Origin of the sequence: Paenibacillus sp. A3M_27_13 (assembly GCF_024213315.1) — a bacterium.
Taxonomy (GTDB): Bacteria; Bacillota; Bacilli; order Paenibacillales; family Paenibacillaceae; genus Paenibacillus; species Paenibacillus polymyxa_B.
Window position 1 is genome coordinate 1 of record NZ_JANAVE010000021.1, and the last position, 1493, is coordinate 1493.

Genomic DNA, 1493 nt, shown 5'->3' on the forward strand with positions numbered 1-1493 from the left:
TATACCGTGCCAAACCCGAAGGCGCAGGCGGAGGTAATCACGCGTGCGCTGGAGGAAGCGGGAGTGCATCCGCGGACGGTGAGCTATATCGAGGCGCACGGCACGGGAACTTCGCTGGGAGACCCAATCGAGATTGCAGGCCTGCAACGGGCGTTCCAGGTGCAGACGGAGGAAAAGCAGTATTGCGCAATCGGGTCGGCGAAGTCGAACATCGGACATCTGGAAAGCGCGGCGGGGATCGCGGGCCTGACCAAAGTGCTGCTGCAGATGCGGCACGGGGAGCTGGCGCCATCGCTGCATGCGGAGGTGCTAAACCCGCATATCGACTTCGGGACGACGCCGTTTCGGGTGCAGCGGGAGCTGGAAGCGTGGATGCGTCCGAGCGTGACGCTGAACGGGCAGACGCGGGAGTATCCGCGGATCGCCGGGCTGTCGTCATTCGGGGCGGGCGGATCAAACGCGCATGTCATCGTGGAGGAATACCGGAATCCGGGGGACAACGCGGCGGATGAAGCGGCAACGGTGGGAGGAACCGCGCTGATCGTGCTGTCGGCCAAAAATGGAGAGCGGCTGCGGGAACAGGCGAAACGCTTGCTTAGTCACATCCAGGCAGGCCAGGTGACGGACGGGCAACTGGCGGCTGCGGCGTATACGCTGCAGGTGGGCCGGGAGGCGCTGGAAGAACGGCTGGCGCTGATGGCAAGTACGGCCAGGGAAGCCGCAGAGAAGCTGGAGCACTTTGTGAATGGCGGCGGGGAGACCGAGGGTTTGTACTGCGGCCAGGTCAAACGGTATAAAGAAGCGCTGGCACTGTTCCGGGCGGACGAGGATATGGAGCAAGCGGTGGAAGCGTGGATGCGGAAAGGGAAAGTGGCGAAGGTGCTGGAGCTGTGGGTGAAGGGCTGGGCGGTCGACTGGCGGAAGCTGTACGGGGACAAGCGGCCGCAGCGGATGAGCCTGCCGACATACCCGTTTGCGCAGGAGCGGTGCTGGGTGCCGGAGATCGGGGATGCAGCGCAGGCCGGAGCGGGGCTTGCAGCACTGCATCCGCTGGTGCAGTGGAACACGTCAGACTTCGCAGGCCAAAGCTATGCGGCGGTGCTGACGGGGGAAGAGCTGGTACTGAAGGACCACCGGGTGAACGGGAAGAAGATGCTGCCGGGCGTGGCACAACTGGAGATGGCACGGGCGGCGGCGACGGATGCGGCCAAGTCGTATATGGATAGGAGGACCGGGATCCGGCTGCGAAATGTGACGTGGCTGCGGGGCCTGACGGTGGAAGACGCGGCAGAGACGGTGCGGATCGCCTTGACGCTGGAGGCGGAGGGAGCGATGAAGTATGTCATCGGCAACGGCGGAGCCGGGAGCGAAGAAGTCGTGTACAGTGAAGGGATGGCAGAGCTGGCGGAGCAGCCGGAGCGAGAGCAGGTGAAACTGGAAGCGATACGCGGACGTTGCGGTCGGAAGGTGAGCAAAGAGGCGTGCTATGCGGC

At 64.4% G+C, this 1493-nt stretch carries 1 protein-coding gene; it reads left to right on the top strand.

Features of this window, described 5'->3' with window-relative positions; genetic code table 11:
- Nucleotides 1–63 precede the first annotated feature (63 nt).
- Nucleotides 64–1493 (top strand): KS-MAT linker domain-containing protein (locus NLX82_RS27865; protein WP_367995898.1); only part of this gene is annotated, 1430 nt, incomplete at its 3' end.